General features: G+C 63.7%; 17 protein-coding genes. 6 read left to right on the top strand and 11 right to left on the bottom strand.

What is annotated here, in order from left to right:
• Positions 1-259: 259 nt before the first annotated feature.
• From NKH93_RS09750 to NKH93_RS09790, 9 genes are all read right to left on the bottom strand, one after another.
• On the bottom strand, positions 260-499 hold the full coding sequence (locus NKH93_RS09750; RefSeq protein ID WP_352540022.1) for a DUF680 domain-containing protein: 240 nt from the start codon (positions 497-499) through the stop codon (positions 260-262).
• A 67-nt stretch (positions 500-566) separates the two neighbouring features.
• On the bottom strand, positions 567-773 hold the full coding sequence (locus NKH93_RS09755; RefSeq protein WP_352540021.1) for a DUF680 domain-containing protein: 207 nt from the start codon (positions 771-773) through the stop codon (positions 567-569).
• A gap of 71 nt (positions 774-844) precedes the next feature.
• Complete coding sequence (locus tag NKH93_RS09760) at positions 845-1,048, bottom strand: DUF680 domain-containing protein (RefSeq protein ID WP_352540020.1); 204 nt, start codon at positions 1,046-1,048, stop codon at positions 845-847.
• Between the two features lie 443 nt (positions 1,049-1,491).
• On the bottom strand, positions 1,492-2,238 hold the full coding sequence (locus NKH93_RS09765) for an FAD-binding oxidoreductase (protein ID WP_352540019.1): 747 nt from the start codon (positions 2,236-2,238) through the stop codon (positions 1,492-1,494).
• Positions 2,235-2,846, bottom strand: coding sequence for a molybdopterin-dependent oxidoreductase (locus tag NKH93_RS09770; protein ID WP_352540018.1), 612 nt, complete (start codon positions 2,844-2,846; stop codon positions 2,235-2,237). Before NKH93_RS09770 ends, NKH93_RS09765 begins: the two co-directional genes overlap by 4 nt.
• Positions 2,847-2,979: 133 nt before the next feature.
• Positions 2,980-4,533, bottom strand: coding sequence for a DegQ family serine endoprotease (locus tag NKH93_RS09775; RefSeq protein ID WP_352970055.1), 1,554 nt, complete (start codon positions 4,531-4,533; stop codon positions 2,980-2,982).
• 370 nt (positions 4,534-4,903) lie between these two features.
• A complete protein-coding gene (locus tag NKH93_RS09780) occupies positions 4,904-5,629 on the bottom strand; it encodes an MBL fold metallo-hydrolase (protein ID WP_352619398.1) in 726 nt (241 codons plus the stop codon).
• Between the two features lie 15 nt (positions 5,630-5,644).
• Positions 5,645-6,811 carry a diphosphate--fructose-6-phosphate 1-phosphotransferase gene (locus NKH93_RS09785; RefSeq protein ID WP_352451606.1) on the bottom strand — a complete coding sequence of 389 codons (1,167 nt, stop codon included), beginning with the start codon at positions 6,809-6,811 and terminating at the stop codon, positions 5,645-5,647.
• Between the two features lie 95 nt (positions 6,812-6,906).
• Positions 6,907-7,671: a L,D-transpeptidase gene (locus NKH93_RS09790; RefSeq protein ID WP_352682169.1), complete on the bottom strand. Its 765-nt coding sequence runs from the start codon at positions 7,669-7,671 to the stop codon at positions 6,907-6,909.
• Positions 7,672-7,858: 187 nt separating this feature from the next.
• On the opposite strand from NKH93_RS09790, the gene NKH93_RS09795 reads away from it, so the two are divergent.
• The 3 genes from NKH93_RS09795 to xylB all read left to right on the top strand — a co-directional run bounded on the left by NKH93_RS09795 (position 7,859) and on the right by xylB (position 11,463).
• Positions 7,859-8,482, top strand: coding sequence for a LysE family translocator (locus NKH93_RS09795; protein WP_352472533.1), 624 nt, complete (start codon positions 7,859-7,861; stop codon positions 8,480-8,482).
• Positions 8,483-8,491: 9 nt separating this feature from the next.
• The gene (locus tag NKH93_RS09800) at positions 8,492-9,817 is read left to right on the top strand and encodes a tetratricopeptide repeat protein (RefSeq protein ID WP_352970058.1); all 1,326 of its coding nucleotides are present in this window, start codon (positions 8,492-8,494) and stop codon (positions 9,815-9,817) included.
• A gap of 191 nt (positions 9,818-10,008) precedes the next feature.
• Positions 10,009-11,463, top strand: coding sequence for a xylulokinase (xylB, locus tag NKH93_RS09805; RefSeq protein WP_352970333.1), 1,455 nt, complete (start codon positions 10,009-10,011; stop codon positions 11,461-11,463).
• A gap of 38 nt (positions 11,464-11,501) precedes the next feature.
• Here xylB and NKH93_RS09810 read toward each other — a convergent pair whose 3' ends face one another.
• Positions 11,502-11,864 carry a nuclear transport factor 2 family protein gene (locus tag NKH93_RS09810; RefSeq protein ID WP_352472535.1) on the bottom strand — a complete coding sequence of 121 codons (363 nt, stop codon included), beginning with the start codon at positions 11,862-11,864 and terminating at the stop codon, positions 11,502-11,504.
• A gap of 110 nt (positions 11,865-11,974) precedes the next feature.
• On the opposite strand from NKH93_RS09810, the gene xylA reads away from it, so the two are divergent.
• A complete protein-coding gene (xylA, locus tag NKH93_RS09815) occupies positions 11,975-13,300 on the top strand; it encodes a xylose isomerase (RefSeq protein ID WP_352970060.1) in 1,326 nt (441 codons plus the stop codon).
• 131 nt (positions 13,301-13,431) lie between these two features.
• Here the strand turns inward: xylA and NKH93_RS09820 are convergent, their stop codons facing one another.
• On the bottom strand, positions 13,432-14,064 hold the full coding sequence (locus tag NKH93_RS09820) for a TetR/AcrR family transcriptional regulator (protein WP_352454840.1): 633 nt from the start codon (positions 14,062-14,064) through the stop codon (positions 13,432-13,434).
• Positions 14,065-14,157: 93 nt separating this feature from the next.
• Between NKH93_RS09820 and NKH93_RS09825 the strand changes: the two genes are divergently transcribed.
• Complete coding sequence (locus NKH93_RS09825) at positions 14,158-14,814, top strand: O-methyltransferase (RefSeq protein ID WP_352970062.1); 657 nt, start codon at positions 14,158-14,160, stop codon at positions 14,812-14,814.
• A gap of 166 nt (positions 14,815-14,980) precedes the next feature.
• Positions 14,981-15,190 carry a hypothetical protein gene (locus NKH93_RS09830; protein WP_352970064.1) on the top strand — a complete coding sequence of 70 codons (210 nt, stop codon included), beginning with the start codon at positions 14,981-14,983 and terminating at the stop codon, positions 15,188-15,190.
• The last annotated feature ends 16 nt before the right edge of the window (positions 15,191-15,206 follow it).

Genomic DNA, 15,206 nt, shown 5'->3' on the forward strand with positions numbered 1-15,206 from the left:
CCCCCCGCGGCTGCTGCGTTCCCCCCCAATACCTACCACCCACGGCTGTCTTCTCCATCTCTGGCTCCCGACTGGATACCAACACGTGCGGCGGCCTGGCCCCCCCGCTCTTGTCTGGAATTCCAGTTCGGCCGTTAGAGCGGTTCATCGTTTCACGGAACGCCGAACCGCTCTATCTCCTTGTTTTGACGCAATTCCCAAGGGAAAGCGCTACACGCTTTTTCCCAGGAAAACCGTTTCACACTTTCCTGGAATTGCTCTAGTTGTTGCCGAAGAGGTTGCGGTCGGCGCCCTGAGGCGCGGACTTGGGCACATCGCCAGACGAATTCAGCAGCTTGTAGATCGGCGAGTTGCTGTCCTGCACCGAATAGGTCTGCGTCTTGTCGACGTTGACGGTCGACTGCTTGTTGATGTCGGTCCCGCCAACATTGTCGTTGCGGGCATAAGCGCTGCCGGCGGCAATCAAGAGCGCGGCGGCAGTAAGAACAATCTTTTTCATTTTGGGTCTCCTGGATTTTCGAAATCAAGCGGCGGGCATGCCGCCGCCTTGATGCTGGGATCGGCTGTTAGTTGTTGCCGAAGAGGTTACGGTCGGCGCCCTGGACAACCGGCTGCTTTTCAGCCTGGTTCGACGTCTTGACGGAAGCCGTGTAGGAGCTGTCGACCGAGACAGCAGGCGGGTTGGCTCCGTTGGAACCAAAGTTGTCGCCGCCGGCGAAGGCGCTGCCGGTGATGGCCAAAACGGCGGCGGCAGCAAGAACGATCTTTTTCATCTTAATACTCCTGAATTTTTCAGATCCCCGGACGGCGGATATGCCCGCCGCCCTGATGCTGGGATCGGCTGTTAGTTGTTGCCGAAGAGGTTACGGTTGGCGCCCTGGACAGCCTGCTGGTCAGCATGAGCCGGCTTCTGAATGGAAGCCGTATACGAGCTGTCGACCGCAGCGGCAGGCTGGTTCGCACCCTTGGAACCAAAGTTGTCGCTGCCAGCGAAGGCGCTGCCGGTGATGGCCAAAACGGCGACGGCGGCAAGAGCGATCTTTTTCATTTTTTAGTACTCCAGTATCTTAGTTTTCCGTCCGTCTAGCGGCGTGCCTTGGGGGGAATTCGCGTCGTTCGGACAGCCCCGATGTGGGAAAGCCAATGGCCAGTTTCCAATCACGAAGTTTTTTGGTGTGGACCAAGAATCTACACCTTGAAATTGTGCCAGAGATTCCCTTCGCCACATTTTTATCGTTTAATGTCAAGCAGATAGTCTATCGCCTCGGTCTGGCTGCAAGGTGACTTGGGAGGCAGCGTTCACAGCATCCTGCACGCATTGTCAACAGAAACGAACCGTTCGGTTCGATTTTTTAAACCGATAAAAGTCGCAGCCGAGGTTCTTTGTCGAATCGTTAACCATTTCGGCCGAATGCGGCGTCGGCGTTGCGGCTGCTTTTGGCCTGCCTTATGCCGCCCAACGAAGGCAGCAACCGGGCAAGCAGAACCGGGTCAGACCCCGTAACGTTCGGTGCGGATGAGTGCCGCAGGCACCCCGGCATCGATCAGTGCCTCGGCGGCGGCCGTCACGAATGCGTTCGAGCCGCAGACAAAGGCGAGCTTCGGCGGCGCCGGCAGCCTGGTCATGGCTTGCACCATCATCGCGGCGTCGACCCGCCGCGCATAATCCGCCGGACGGCGGGCCGGCTCGCGCGTCAGCGTCAGCACCAGGTCGAAGCCATCCCGGCGCTCGGCGAGGTCGATCAGTTCGTCGCGAAAGATCACCTCGTCCCAGACCCGCGCCGAAAACACCAGGGCGGCGGCGACCAGCGATCCCCGCATCGCCCGGTGACGGAGCATCGACATCAGCGGCACCACGCCCGACCCACCGCCGACGAGCAGGAGCGGGCCGCCATCGCCGTCGGACCAGACGAAATGGCCGCCGAGCGGCCCGCGCAATTCGACCTCGTCGCCCACCGCCGCGATCTCGTGAAAGAACGGCGAGACCTCGCCGTCCTCGAGTTTTTCAATCGCCAGCTCGATGGTCTCGCCGGCTTCCGGCGCCGAGGCGATGGAGTAGGAGCGGCGCGCCTGATAGCCGTCCGGCGCCGTCAGCCTGACATCGACATGCTGTCCGGCACGATAGACGAAGGGCCGCGACGGCTGCAGGAAGAAGCTGGTGACGCGCGGCGTGCGCTTTTGGATGCGGGTGATGGTGACCGTCTGCCAGGGCGACTGCGCCGCCGGGCCGTCGCTCATGGATCGTTCGTGTAGCGCTGCTCGCGCCACGGATCGCCATAGATATGATAGCCTCGCAACTCCCAGAAACCCGGCTCGTCACGCTCTGTGAACTGCAGCCCGTTCAGCCATTTGGCCGATTTCCAGAAATAGAGATGCGGAACGAGCAGCCGGGCCGGGCCGCCATGGTCGGGAGTGATCGGCTTGCCCTGGTAAAGCAGTGCCACCATCGCCTTGCCGCCGGTGATATCCTTCGTCGGCACGTTGGTGGAATAGCCGTCGAAACCCAGCGCCAGCGTGAAGGCGGTGGGCGGCTCGATGCCAGCGTCGGCAAGGATGTCGTCGACGAGCACGCCCTGCCACGCCGTGTCGAACTTGGTCCATGCAGTGACGCAATGGATGTCGCGCGTCATCTTGGTCAAGGGCAGCGCGTTGAACTCGGCCCAGTTCCACTTCTTGATCGGCCGCGGCCCGTGCTTAAGCGTGAACGACCAATCCTCGGTGCGGACATGCGGCGTCGGGCCGGCCGACAGGACCGGGAAACCTTGCTCGAGATATTGCCCCGGCGGGATACGTGCATCCGTATCCTTCGGCGGCTTTCGTCCGGAAGAGAAACCTCGGGTAACCATCGAGAATATCCGTTTGCGCAAGGTCCAATCGACCTTTGTCAGTTTTCTCGAAGACGCGAGCGCGGGCAACCGAAATCTTGGCTCCGGCCCAGCGGCAATGCTCTACATCGATCTTGGCAGCGCGGCGCCCGCTTCAGCCGCTGGCGAAGGGGACGGCGACGAACATCTGGGCGTCGCCGCGCTCGACAAGCAGCAGCACCGATTTCTTGCCGGATTTGGCAGCCTGCACAATCGCCTGATTTGCCTGCCTGGCGCTCCTCACCGGAGTCTGGTCGACGCCGACGATGATGTCGCCGGGCTGGATGCCGGAAGCCGACGCCGCCTTGTTCGGGTCGACGCGCTCGACCAGTGCGCCGTGCTGGTTTTCTGGCAGGTTCATTGCCTGGCGCACATCAGGAGTGACGTCCATCAGGCCGAGACCGAGCGCCGGTGCGCGAAGGCCCTGCCCCGTCGACGGCTGACCTGAATCGCCGGTCACCGATCCCGTCGCCGTGTCGTCTTCGTTGCGCCCGATCTCGACGGAGATCTGCAGGCTTTTCCCATTGCGCCAGACATTGAGGGCTTCCCTCGTGCCAGGCGCAACGTCAGCGACGGCGCGCGACAGATCCCTCGGATCCTTTATGTCCTGGCCGGCGAAGCTGGTAATGACATCGCCGGTCTCGATGCCGGCCTTGGCGGCCGGCGATCCGTCGCTGACCTGCGCGACCAGCACGCCGGTAGGGTGATCGAGGCCGATGGCGCTCGCCACATCAGGCGTCACCGGCTGAATCTGGACGCCGAGATAGCCGTACTGGATGGAGCCGCCCTTCATCAGCTTGGCGACGACCTTTTGCGCCTGGTCCGAGGGGATGGCGAAGCCGACGCCGACGCTGCCGCCATTCGGCGAAAAGATCGCGGTGTTGATGCCGACGACATCGCCGTACACATCCGTCAGCGGGCCGCCGGAATTGCCCCGGTTGATCGGTGCGTCGATCTGGATGAAGTCGTCAAACGGGCCGCTGTGCAGATCGCGGCCGCGCGCCGAGACAATGCCGGCGGTGACCGTGGTGCCAAGGCCGAAAGGATTGCCGAAGGCGAGCACCTGGTCGCCCGGCATGAGCTTGTCCGAATCGCCCCATTTGACGGTCGGCAAGGGCTTGCCGGCGTTGACCTTGAGCACGGCAAGGTCGTTCTTCGTGTCATGGCCGATCAATTTGGCGGGAAGCTCGGTGCCGTCGTCGAGCATCACCTTGACCGACTGGGCGCCGTCGACGACGTGATTGTTGGTGACGATCATGCCGTCGGCACCGACGATGAAGCCTGAGCCGAGGGCCTCGGTGCGCGGCGCCTGTTCCGGCGGTGTCTTGGGGGCGGGCAGTCCCTGGTCACCGAAGAAACGGCGGAAATAGTCGTCGAAAGGCGAGTTGCCACCGAACTCGTTGCCACCGAATGGGGAGGCCTCGCTCGTGGTGTCCGACTGCGCCGATTTCATGAGGGTGGTGATCGTCACCACTGCCGGTTTGTCGGCCGCCACGACCGGAGCGAACGAGCCGCGGGGCGCCGTCATGCCGGTGACAGGTGGGGTCACTGTTGCCGCCAGGACATCATTCAGCCTGGGAGCGAAGGACAGGGCGAAGGGGCTGACGATCAGCGCGGCGCCCAGCAGAGCGGCGACGCGATGTCTGCGAAGGGTCTGGATTGGTGACATGGCCGTTGTCCGGGCGAGAGATTGGTCTTGCGCCGCGACGTTCCGTCACCGGAACAATTCATCGGCGCGTCGGTCGTCGGCCTTGCCTGTCTCGCCTGTCACGGCAGCCGACCGGATCGACAGCCCCGCATCTAGGGCACCGATGATGGTTTCCAGATAATATTACGAAGATTTAATTTCCAGCCGGCAACCGCCTCGCGGCGTTGCCGCCGAAACCCGAAAATACAAAACCCGCCTCGGGAGGGGCGGGTCGGTTGGGGCGAATCAGCACCATACCGATATTAGTAGCATAGCTGCCGGCACAAAGCAAGAACAAAATAGCTGCCCAAGACAAATCGCCTCAGATTTGCGCCGCCTCAGCCGAGGCCTCCTATTCGCCTTTCCGGTCGGTCCGGCTGAGATAGGTGGTGGCGATCTCGCGCATCCGCCTGCCATCGAAGCTCGGTCCATGGCCGCCATGGCCGATCCGGATCGGCAGCTCGAGCAGGCGCTGCATCGTGCGGCGATAGGCGGCACGATCCGAATCCGGCAGGTCGTCGATCAGCATGGCGTCGTAGATGGCGTCGCCGGCGAAGAACAGGCCGTCAGCCTCGTCGAACAGCGCGATCGAATCCGGAGAGTGGCCGGGCAGATGCAGGACGCGGAATTGGCGGTCGCCGAGGTCGATCCTATCGCCCTCGTCCAGGGTCCGGGCCAGAGGCGCCGGCTGAATCCTGTAATCGGCCGCCTTCCAGCCCTTTGCCGGCAGCCTGGAGACGGCGCCTTCCAGATCATGGAACATGTAGGCGTAGGTCACCGCTTCATCCATGCTGTCGAACTGTGCGGCGCTGTGGCGCGGCCCTGCCCGCAGCGGAAACTCGTGCAGCGAGCCGACATGATCGAGATGGATATGCGTGGCGACGACGAGCAGCGGCTTGCCGGACGGCGTGTCGATCTGCGGCGCCAGCGGGCAGATACCCATGCCGGTGTCGACCAGCAGGTCGACATCGCGGCCGCGCAAATGCCAGATGTTGGCACGCACGAAATCATGCACGAAGGGCTCGGTCAGCATTGTCGTCTTGGCGTCGACGATGGTTTTGCTGAACCAGCTGTCCATCAGATCAACGCCGCATCAGACGAACGGCTTGCCGACCTTGTACTTTTGCGGGACCAGCCGCTTCAGATAGGCCATCCCCGCGTCGGACAGCCGGTTGACGTCGGGCAGCATGAAATCATCCGGCATATGGCGCGTCTTGCCGGCGACGTTCTTCAGCGGCACCTTCTTCAGCACGGTTTTCTTGCCGTCATATTGCAGCGCCACCGAACCGCCGCCCTCGTCGGCCACCGTCACCGCGAAGGCGCCGGCATCGAAGGCCTCCTGCGCGTCCACCGCGCTGATGGCGCCGACATAGCCGCGCGGCATATAGCCGAGCGCATCGACGCGCGCCCGCTTGCCCGGCAATCCTTCGGCGAGCGCGCGCTCCAAGGCTGCCGGCAGGTCGCTGCCCGACAGCTTGACGTTCCCGTGTTGGTCGCGCTCCAGCCTTTCCGGCGGCACCAGGCTTTCGACCAGCGCCTTGCCGTCGGCGGTGCTGACGCCTTCGGAGACGGCAACGATGCAGCGCTTGTGGCGGTCGAGCGTGGCGCGCACGTCGTCGATGAAACCGGCCGCCGAGAACGGCCGCTCCGGCACGTAGACGAGATGCGGGCCGCTGTCCTGGTCGAGCTGCCAGGCCGCGGACGCGGCCGTCAGGAAACCGGCATGCCGCCCCATGACAATGCCGACATAGATGCCCGGCAGAGCGCGGAAATCGAGATCGACCGAAAGGAATGCTCCAGCGACGAACTCGGCCGCCGACATGAAGCCGGGCGTGTGGTCGTTCTCCTCGAGATCGTTGTCGATGGTTTTCGGCGCATGCACGAAGGCGATCTTGCCGCCGGCGGCGTCGGTGAGGATCTGCTGCGTGCCCGAGGTGTCGTTGCCGCCGATATAGATGAAGGCGTCGGCACCGGCTTTCTTCAAGCCGTTGAGGATGAGGTCGCAATAGGCGGCATCCGGCTTGTCGCGCGTCGAACCAAGCGCGGCGCTCGGTGTCGCCGCGATCAGCCGCAGGCGATCCTCGGGGATGGCGGAAAGATCGACGTAATTGCCGTCACGAATGCCGCGCACGCCGTGGATGGATCCCAGCACCTTGGCGCCGGGATGCCGCTTGCGGATTTCGAGCGCAGCACCCACCACGGTCTGGTTGATGACGGCGGTCGGGCCGCCGCCTTGCGCGATGACAAAAGTTCCGGCCATTGTTCACGTCTCCCGGGTGATGAAATCGCAGGCACATTCGCCTGTCTTGCGGCATCGCGCAACGGCAGAGTGATCGCTCGAGCCTTGGCCGCCGGTCAGACGACGACGACCGGGTTTTTCTTGGAGACGCGGCTGTAGAGGTCGATGATGTCCTGGTTGATCAGGCGCACGCAGCCCGACGACATCGCCTGGCCGATGCTCCACCATTCGGGCGAGCCGTGGATGCGATAGCCGGTGTCGCTGCCGTTCTGATAGATGTAGAGGGCACGCGCGCCGAGCGGATTGTCGAGCCCGCCCGGCTGTCCGCTTTGCCATTTCACCAGTTCCGGCCTGCGGGCGATCATCTCGGGCGGCGGGGTCCAGACCGGCCATTCCTTGCCGTACTGGATGTTGGCGCGGCCGGACCAGCGGAATCCGTCCTTGCCGATGCCGACGCCGTAACGGATCGCCTCGCCGCCGGGCTGCACCAGATAGAGCAGCCGTTCCTGCGAGTGAACGACGATGGTGCCGGGTTGCTCGCCGGTCGGATCGACGACGATCTGGCGGCGGAACTCCGGCTTGACCTTGAGATAGGGCACTTCCGGCACATTGAAGCCACCGTCGGTGAGCGAAGCGTACATCACGTCGGGGCTGGTAATGTTCTTGTCGACGCTGATACTCGGACGGATGGGCCGGATCGAGCCGGTGGTGACGTCGTCGAGCTGGAGCGACGGCAGATCCAGCGTCTGGCTGCAGCCGGCGACGCCGAGCAGCGCCAGCGCACCGGCGCCGGACAGCACCGTGCGACGGGAAAGCTGTATTTCGGTTTCGATTGCGTCGCCAATATGCGGCAGCGACAGACCGTGCGGCAACTCACGCATTTACCCAAACCCTACGCTGTCGGCGGGAAACACGCTCCGGCCGTATAGCAGGCATTTTCGCCAATCATGGTTGAAAAAGCGTGAAGGCCGGCCGCCTGGCATTAACGAGAGGCTTTTTCGACTTTGCCTCTTTACATCTGCGCGAGGCCAAGGATTTATCCTCTTCTTTGAGCTCAAGGAGAAGAAAATGTCCTTCGAAAACTGGGCCGCTTTTGCCGCTGCCTCGGCAGTCCTTCTGGTCATTCCGGGCCCGACCATCCTGCTGGTGGTTTCCTATGCGCTCGGCCAGGGCTGGCGCACCGCGCTGCCGATGGCAGTCGGCGTGGCGCTCGGCGACTTCACCGCGATGACACTGTCGATGCTGGGCATTGGCGCGCTGCTGGCGGCGTCGGCCACCGTGTTTACCGTGCTGAAGGTGATCGGCGCCGGCTACCTGATCTATCTCGGCATCAAGCTGTTTCGCGCCGGCGGTGCGCTCCGGGCCGAACCGCGCACCGATGCGGTGTCATCGGCGAAAATGACGGCGCACGCCTGGCTGGTTACCGCGCTCAATCCGAAAAGCATCACCTTTTTTGTCGCCTTCCTGCCGCAGTTCCTCGACCGGTATGCGGATTTCTGGACACAGATGCTGATCTTCGAGACGACCTTCCTGGCGCTCGCCTTCGCCAATGCCTTCGGTTATGCGCTGATCGCGGCAAGGGCGCGCAACGTCGTGCGCAACCCAAAGGCGATCCGCATCTTCAACCGCACCGGCGGCACGCTGCTGGTCGGCGCCGGCATCGCGACAGTGGCGATGCGCTCGGGCAACTGAGGACGGACCATGGCGGTGAGCGATGCATTCGGCCTGACACTGTCTGGCGCGACGGAGGCCGGGCTCTCGTCCTACAGCCGGGCTGTTCGCGAATTGCAGTGCTTCATCGGCGATCCGGTCGGTTCCGTTGACCGGGCAATCGCCGAAGATCCCGGCTTCGTCATGGCGCAGGTGTTCAAGGGTTATCTCTTTGGCCTCGCCACAGAGCGCGAAGCGACGGCGGTGGCCAAGGCATGTCACGAGGCGGCGCTGCCGCTTGCCGCGACAACACGCGAGCAGGCGCATGTCGCCGCCCTTGGCCATCTTGCGGAGGGACGCTGGCACGAGGCCGCCCGCGTGCTGGAGGATATCGCCATCGAGTTTCCGCTCGATGCGCTGGCGCTGCAGACCGGCCACCAGATCGACTTCTTCACCGGCAATGCGCGCATGCTGCGCGACCGCATCGGTCGCGCGCTGCCGTCCTGGCAGAGCGACATGCCGGGCTATCACGCCATACTCGGCATGCAGGCCTTTGGCCTGGAGGAAATGGGCGATTACGCGCGCGCCGAAAAACTTGGCCGCACGGCGGTCGATATCGAGCCGCGCGACGGCTGGGCCCAGCATGCGGTGGCCCATGTCATGGAGATGCAGAGCCGGCAGAAGGACGGCATTCTGTGGATGCGCGCCAATCCCGAAGCGTGGACGCGGGACAGCTTCCTGCAGGTGCACAATTGGTGGCATCTGGCACTGTTCCATTATGATCTCGGCGAAGTCGACGAGGTGCTGGCGCTCTATGACGGGCCGATCTATGGCGAACGCTCGATGCTGGCGCTCAACATGGTCGATGCCTCGGCGATCCTGTGGCGGCTGCATCTCGGTGGCGTCGATGTCGGCGAGCGCTGGGCGACGCTCGCCGCCAACTGGTTGCCCATGGCCAGCGCCGGCCACTATGCCTTCAACGACGCCCACGCGATGATGGCGTTTGTCGGTGCCGGCCTCGAAGCGCCGGCCCGCAACTTGCTCGAGGCGCAGCGCGAGGCGATGCGCGGCAAGGACGACAACGCTGCTTTCACCAGGGATGTCGGCCATCCCCTGACGCTCGCCATCAAGGCATTCGGCGAGGGCAATTATGCCGGGACGATACGCCTGATCCGGCCGATCCGGGCAATCGCCCATCGCTTCGGCGGCAGCCACGCACAACGCGACGTCATCGACCTGACGCTGATCGAAGCGGCATTGCGTTCCGGTGATGGCGCGCTGGCGAGGGCGCTTGCGGCGGAACGCGCGCTGGCACGGCCGGACAGCCCGTTGTCGGCACTGTTTTCACGGCGTGCAACCGCTCCCGCGGCGAATTGACCACGGCCACATCTTGCCTTAAAAACTGCCCCGGCCAGATTTTTTCGAGCGTCGAAAAAATCTTCGCGTGTTGACCGGGGTGCGTTTCCGGCGGCACGATTGCCGGGATATCTTCGCCGCCAGTGTCACAGGACTGGGCAGCGAAGCAAGAAAGACCGTCGCCGCCAGGCATGACGGACATGGGAGGAAACATGTATCTCGGCCTCGATCTCGGCACGTCGGGCGTCAAGGCGCTGCTGATCGATGCAAGGCAGAGCATCGTCGGTTCCGGCCATGCGCCGCTCGACGTGTCGCGCCCGCATCCCGGCTGGTCCGAGCAGAACCCGGCCGACTGGATCCGCGCCTGCGAAGCGGCGGTCGGCGAGCTGCGGTCAATGCATGCGAAGGAACTCGCGGCAGTCAAAGGCATCGGCCTTTCCGGCCATATGCATGGCGCCACTCTGCTCGATGCCGCCGACCAGGTGCTGCGCCCCTGCATTCTATGGAACGACACACGCAGCCACGCCGAGGCGGCCGCGCTCGATGCCGACCCGCGCTTTCGCAAGCTGACCGGCAACATCGTCTTTCCCGGTTTCACCGCGCCGAAGCTGGCCTGGGTGAAAAACAACGAACCGGCTGTTTTTGCCAAGGTGGCAAAGGTCCTGCTGCCGAAGGACTTTTTGCGGCTCTGGCTCGCCGGCGAGCATATTTCGGAAATGTCGGATTCGGCTGGCACGTCGTGGCTCGATGTCGGCAAACGCGCCTGGTCCGCCGAACTGCTCGCCGCGACGTCGCTCGACGAAAGCCAGATGCCGTCATTGGTCGAAGGCACGGCCAAGGCCGGTGCCTTGCGCGCCGAACTGGCCGCCAAATGGGGCATGCAGCCGGGCATCCCGATCGCCGGCGGGGCCGGCGACAACGCGGCCTCGGCCTGCGGCATGGGCACGGTCGGCGCCGGGCAGGCGTTCGTCTCGCTCGGCACGTCGGGCGTGCTTTTTGCCGCCAACGCGTCGTATCTGCCCAATCCGGAAAGCGCCGTGCACACATTCTGCCACGCACTGCCCGGCACCTGGCACCAGATGGGCGTCATCCTGTCGGCAACCGATTCGCTCAACTGGCTGTCGGGGATCGCTGGAAAAAGTGCCGGCGAGTTGACCGCCGAACTCGGCGATTCGCTGCAGGCGCCGAGCGGTGTCTCTTTCCTGCCGTACCTGTCAGGCGAGCGGACGCCTCACAATGATTCCGTCATTCGGGGCGCCTTTACCGGGCTTGCCCACGAGTCCGGCCGCGCGGCGCTGACCCAGGCCGTGCTCGAAGGCGTCGCCTTCGCTTTCCGCGACAGCCTCGAAGCCCTGGCCAAAGCCGGTACGACGCTGACCCGGGTGACGGCGATCGGCGGCGGCTCGCGTTCGCGCTACTGGCTGAAGGCCATCGCCACAGCGCTTGGCCTGCCAGTCGATATCCCAGCCGACGGCGATTTCGGCGCCGCCTTCGGAGCGGCCCGGCTTGGCCTGATCGCGGCGACAGGCGCCGATCCGCGCGCCGTGTGCACGGCGCCGGCGACGGACGCCACGGTCGAGCCGGTCGCCGCACTAAGCGATGCCTATGCAGATGCCTATCAGCGCTACCGCCAGCTTTACCCGGCGATCAGGAGCGCCACGGCGTGAGCGGTTTCCCGCCCTCGCCGTGGCCTGCCGAGAAGGCCTCACTGTGCCGGCACCTTGTCGAGAAAGCCGGTGACGCTTTTCAGCCGGCCATTTTCGATGACGCCGATATCGGTGCCTTCGATGACGGAGCCGACGCCTTCCGGCCCGAGGTTCCAGGAGAAGCGGATGGTATCGGCGAAGCCGTCCGGCTTGCCTTTCAGCGAGAACCTGAAGCCGGCAAAGCGCTGCTGAACGCCTTCGATCAGCGCGGCGATGGCGTCATGGCCGTCGCCCTGCATGATCGGATCGCGGTAGCCGACGTCCTCGGTGAAGGTCGCCTCGAGCAAGGCTTTCCTGCGTGCGGCGTCGCTCTCGTTCCAGGCGGCGATGTAGTTTTCGGCAATGGTGTTGAGGTCGGTCATGGTCTGTCTCCTTCGTTGGGTGGCTTTGACATGAGCCTTTTCGACCAGCGCCAGCGCGAAACCAATTACGCCTGAGGTAATCAGGCCGAACCATGCGAGAGGAAAAAAACATGAGCAGCGGTTTTTTCGGCGACATCCAACAGATCAAATACGAGGGACCGGATTCGACCAATCCGCTGGCCTATCGGTTCTACAATCCCGACGAGATCGTCGCCGGCAAGCGGCTGGAAGACCATCTGCGCTTTGCCGTCGCCTATTGGCATTCCTTCGCCTGGCCGGGCGGCGATCCGTTCGGCGGTCAGACGTTCGACCGGCCATGGTTCCCCAAGGCCGGCGGTACCGACACGATGGAGCTGGCCAAACTCAAGGCCGACGTCGCCTTCGAGATGTTTTCGCTGCTGGGCGCGCCTTATTTCTGCTTCCACGATGCCGACGTGCGGCCGGAGGGCCGGGACTTTTCCGAAAGTGCGGCGCGGCTCGACGAGATCGCCGATTATTTCTCGGGAAAGATGAAGCAGACCGGCGTCAAGCTGCTGTGGGGCACGGCCAACCTGTTCTCCAACCGCCGCTTCATGTCGGGCGCCGCCACCAATCCCGATCCGGACGTCTTTGCCTATTCGGCGGCGACGGTGAAACACTGCATCGACGTCACCAAGCGGCTGAACGGCGAGAACTACGTGCTGTGGGGCGGCCGCGAGGGCTATGAGACGCTGCTCAACACCGACCTTGCCCGCGAGCAGGAACAGGCCGGCCGTTTCCTCAACCTGGTCGTCGATTACAAGCACAGGATCGGCTTCGAAGGAACCATCCTGATCGAGCCGAAGCCTCAGGAGCCGACCAAGCACCAGTATGATTACGACGTCGCCACCGTCTATGGCTTCCTCAAGCGTTTCGGACTGGAGAACGAGGTCAAGCTCAACATCGAGCAGGGCCACGCCATCCTGGCCGGCCATTCGTTCGAACATGAACTGGCGCTGGCCAATGCGCTCGGCATTTTCGGCTCGATCGACATGAACCGCAACGACTACCAGTCGGGCTGGGACACCGACCAGTTCCCCAACAATGTGCCGGAGATGGCTCTGGCCTACTACCAGGTGCTGCAGGCCGGCGGCTTCAAGACCGGCGGCACCAATTTCGACGCCAAGCTCAGGCGCCAGTCGCTCGATCCGCAGGACCTGCTGATCGGCCATATCGGGGGCATGGACTGCTGCGCTCGCGGCCTGAAGGCGGCAGCGCGCATGGTCGAGGACAAGGCGCTGTCCGCCCCGCTCGCCGAGCGCTATGCCGGCTGGGATTCGGCCGAGGCCAAGGCGATGCTTGCCGGCAAGCGCACGCTGGAGGAAATCGCCGAGCGCGTCGTCAAAGAGAAGATCGAGCCGCAGCCCAGATCCGGCCGCCAGGAATTGCTCGAAAGCATCGTCAACCGGTACGTCTGAGGCGTACCCGGTTCGCGGCCGCATTGTTCAGCGGCCGCCGGCTAAGACGGCTTTCTGCGGGGCTGAACCGACGAAGGTTTTGCCCCGTGTGAAACTCGCGTGGCCTGTTCGCTGACCGGGTCTGGCGCGCCTTAGCCGTGATCGAGGCCTCTCAGGTAGGCGCAAAACATGTCGGCCATGGCGTTGGCGTAGACTTCAATCTCCTTGGGGGTTCGAGGCGTCTCCGAGAACTGCTTCCCCACCGTGCTGAGCGTCGTCATGACCAGGTCGCCGGCCAATTCGCGAGTCGCTTGCGCGGCGCTCGGCAACGCCTCCTGCATGAAGAGCTGGATGGTGCGGTCTCCGGAGGCCCTCGCCGCCTGCGCCTCGGGCGCGTCGCGGTAAAGCGGGGCGGCGTCGTCGAGCGCCACACGCACCGCAGCCTCCTCACACTCCGAGCGGAGGAAGGCGTGGACCAGGTCGCGCAGCCGGTCAAGCGGCGGTTTCCTGATATCCTCGAGGATATCGCGCAGCAAACTGGTCGTCTGCCGCCATTCGTCGCTCTGGAGCCGGAACAGGATCGCCGCCTTGTTCGGAAAATACTGATACAGCGATCCGACGCTGACGCCGGCCTTCTCGGCCACGCGCGCCGTGGTGAAGCGCTGCGCGCCTTCCCTCGCCAAAACCTGAACAGCAGCCTGCAAAATCGCAGCGACGAGCTCCGCCGAGCGGGCCTGCTTCGGCTGTTTTCGCGAGGAAATCCGCGGACTTCGGTTGTCGCTCATTGAGAGCCGCGCCAATGCGATTAGTGAATGCGAATGATTAGTCGTATTTTGAATGTCGCACAAGAACGCATTCAATTCCGACTGGAGACCGATATGACCACACTGACGACAACGCCGCTCGCGCCCCTGCTGGACCGCCTGTTCGAGGAAGCCGCTGCGGCAACAAGCCCTGCAGTGGCGGAACTCTCCGCCGAGGAGCGGATGCGGCTGGTTCGAAGCAAGACCGAATACCTCGATTTCTATGGGCGGCTAAGGGATCTCTGGCTTCCCGTTTCGCGAGAGACCGGCACGCTGCTCTACATGCTGGCACGAGGCAGCGGCGCACGGACGATCATCGAATTTGGAACCTCGTTCGGCATCTCGACCCTGCACCTTGCCGCAGCCTTGCGGGACAATGGCGGTGGCCGCCTGATCACCAGCGAGTTCGAGCCATCCAAGGTCGCGCGCGCGAGGAGTAATCTGACAGCAGGCGGTCTCATTGACATGGTGGAAACCCGCGAAGGAGACGCGCTGCAAACATTAAGCGTCGATCTTCCCGAAAGCGTCGACCTGCTTCTGCTCGACGGCGCCAAAGCGCTCTATCCCGAGATCTTGAGTCTGGTTGAAAGCCGCCTCAGACCGGGCGCCTTCGTCGTTGCCGACAACGCAGATCTTTGCCCCGAATACCTCGAGCGGGTGCGCTCGACCGGGAGTGGCTACATGTCCACGCCGTTCGGCGAGGATGTTGAACTGTCGATGCGGCTTGGCTGAAGCACTGCCTGACCTGCCGGAACGATCGTGCCCAAGATGGGCGGCGGCGGACAAAACTTTGCCCGGCATCGCCCATCAATCGCCTCGCTCTTGCCTTCAAACAGCCGTCACGAACCTCCTATAGTGTGGTTCGTGGCGGGATTCAGAAAGAAGGAGGCGAAACGATATGCAGCACGAACGCGAAATCGACGCCCTGCTCTCATCTGGCGAGGCTGGATCGATCATCGACCGGCTGATGGCGCTGCCGCACCCGAAACAAGGTGCGCTGATTGCAAACGAATGGGATCGCGCGGTCGCCAGCCGCTTCGAGACCCATCTTGCGAGACAGATGCGCTCGCAGATCGACGGCAGCAGCGACCGCCAGGACGCTGCCTGATCTACCTTTGCCTATG

The sequence above is a fragment of the Mesorhizobium sp. M0954 genome, assembly GCF_040319155.1.
Taxonomy (GTDB): Bacteria; Pseudomonadota; Alphaproteobacteria; order Rhizobiales; family Rhizobiaceae; genus Mesorhizobium.

Coding starts and splice junctions, on each gene's coding strand:
- NKH93_RS09820 (WP_352454840.1), bottom strand. CDS start 14,064: ATGAGCGACAACCGAAGTCCGCGGATTTCCTCGCGAAAACAGCCGAAG.
- NKH93_RS09780 (WP_352619398.1), bottom strand. CDS start 5,629: ATGGACAGCTGGTTCAGCAAAACCATCGTCGACGCCAAGACGACAATG.
- NKH93_RS09760 (WP_352540020.1), bottom strand. CDS start 1,048: ATGAAAAAGATCGCTCTTGCCGCCGTCGCCGTTTTGGCCATCACCGGC.
- NKH93_RS09785 (WP_352451606.1), bottom strand. CDS start 6,811: ATGGCCGGAACTTTTGTCATCGCGCAAGGCGGCGGCCCGACCGCCGTC.
- xylB (WP_352970333.1), top strand. CDS start 10,009: ATGTATCTCGGCCTCGATCTCGGCACGTCGGGCGTCAAGGCGCTGCTG.
- NKH93_RS09800 (WP_352970058.1), top strand. CDS start 8,492: ATGGCGGTGAGCGATGCATTCGGCCTGACACTGTCTGGCGCGACGGAG.
- xylA (WP_352970060.1), top strand. CDS start 11,975: ATGAGCAGCGGTTTTTTCGGCGACATCCAACAGATCAAATACGAGGGA.
- NKH93_RS09825 (WP_352970062.1), top strand. CDS start 14,158: ATGACCACACTGACGACAACGCCGCTCGCGCCCCTGCTGGACCGCCTG.
- NKH93_RS09755 (WP_352540021.1), bottom strand. CDS start 773: ATGAAAAAGATCGTTCTTGCTGCCGCCGCCGTTTTGGCCATCACCGGC.
- NKH93_RS09795 (WP_352472533.1), top strand. CDS start 7,859: ATGTCCTTCGAAAACTGGGCCGCTTTTGCCGCTGCCTCGGCAGTCCTT.
- NKH93_RS09770 (WP_352540018.1), bottom strand. CDS start 2,846: ATGGTTACCCGAGGTTTCTCTTCCGGACGAAAGCCGCCGAAGGATACG.
- NKH93_RS09790 (WP_352682169.1), bottom strand. CDS start 7,671: ATGCGTGAGTTGCCGCACGGTCTGTCGCTGCCGCATATTGGCGACGCA.
- NKH93_RS09775 (WP_352970055.1), bottom strand. CDS start 4,533: ATGTCACCAATCCAGACCCTTCGCAGACATCGCGTCGCCGCTCTGCTG.
- NKH93_RS09830 (WP_352970064.1), top strand. CDS start 14,981: ATGCAGCACGAACGCGAAATCGACGCCCTGCTCTCATCTGGCGAGGCT.
- NKH93_RS09765 (WP_352540019.1), bottom strand. CDS start 2,238: ATGAGCGACGGCCCGGCGGCGCAGTCGCCCTGGCAGACGGTCACCATC.
- NKH93_RS09810 (WP_352472535.1), bottom strand. CDS start 11,864: ATGACCGACCTCAACACCATTGCCGAAAACTACATCGCCGCCTGGAAC.
- NKH93_RS09750 (WP_352540022.1), bottom strand. CDS start 499: ATGAAAAAGATTGTTCTTACTGCCGCCGCGCTCTTGATTGCCGCCGGC.